The organism is Bariatricus sp. SGI.161, from assembly GCF_050313695.1.
Taxonomy (GTDB): Bacteria; Bacillota; Clostridia; order Lachnospirales; family Lachnospiraceae; genus JAFBIX01.
In genome coordinates this window covers 1-1,022 of record NZ_JBNPLX010000079.1, presented here as the reverse complement: position 1 = coordinate 1,022, position 1,022 = coordinate 1, and the positions used below count along the sequence as shown (strand labels likewise).

Below are 1,022 nucleotides of genomic sequence, written 5' to 3'. Positions count from 1 at the left end.
CGCCAGCATTTCATCCGAAAGCTCCGGGGCGAGGATTTGCAGGAAACTCACCGCGCCGTATTTCCCGCTCATGCCAAAGGTTTTTGCATTACCGAAGCACAGGGAGGACGGGGCGATAAAATCCCTGGTGGAAAGGCCGGAGGGGGTCATCCACTTCCAGTCAAAATTGAACAGCTCCCCGTCCGGGTGAAACACACCATGCAGCACCGCAAGCCGTTCCTTGCCGTTCATCACATGGGCCACAGCTCCCATCGTCTTGAAGTAACCTAAGAGGTCAAGGCCGATGCGGTTCAGTCTGGCCCTTGCAGATTTCGGGCTGTCGGCCTCAATGGTGAACGTCAGGTACTTGGTCTTAACGATGCCGTTGTTGCCGTTTGCAAGCTGCTTTTGCAGGATGCCGGTGTACTCGGCCCGGATGTCGTCAAAGTCGTCCCCCTGCGGCGCGATCTCAAAGCTCTTGGCGTACTGCACCGGGTCAACCCTGCGGTTCAGGAACGAAAACTGGACGTGGATAGAGGCGTCCACATAGTTGTAGAGGTCGCACAGGTGTTCAAAGATGGCCGTCTTGGTGTCCGGCTGGGCGAGCTGATAGCTGATGTCCTCAAAGGCAATGCACTTGGAAAAGGTGTTTTTCGTCAGGCGGCACACGCCGTCCGGGTACATGGCCTCATACGGGATGGTGGCCTGCGCCGTATGGGGCTTGCCGTCTCCCTTGTACTTGCGGATTACCGCGTCAATTTCTTTTCGCTGGGCGCGGGTCAGCTTTGTTTTTTCGGGTTCTTTTGGGATTTCTTTTTTGGACAATGGCCTTTACCTCCTGTTCCATTTGATGCTGCCGCATAAGGGCGGCGTAGGCGTTGTTGGTCTGGTAGGGGCGCTCTTTGGGGCGGAGGAAGCAGCACTGAATCATCTGCATTACCACCACTTCAAGGGGCTGGCCGTGACGCTCATACATGGCAAGCAAAAAGCCCGGAAGCATGATAAACACCATGAGCAGGGCCGCCGCACTGGTGGAGAGATAG

The 1,022-nt window shown here is 56.2% G+C and carries 1 protein-coding gene and 1 pseudogene; both read right to left on the bottom strand.

All coding sequences use genetic code 11. The features are described 5' to 3' along the window. Nucleotides 1-804, bottom strand: a pseudogene (locus ACQRBH_RS17240) (VirB4-like conjugal transfer ATPase, CD1110 family); the annotation flags it as partial. Beyond that, nucleotides 734-1,022 (bottom strand): PrgI family protein (locus ACQRBH_RS17235; RefSeq protein ID WP_427762683.1); only part of this gene is annotated, 289 nt, incomplete at its 5' end. The pseudogene ACQRBH_RS17240 and the gene ACQRBH_RS17235, both read right to left, overlap by 71 nt.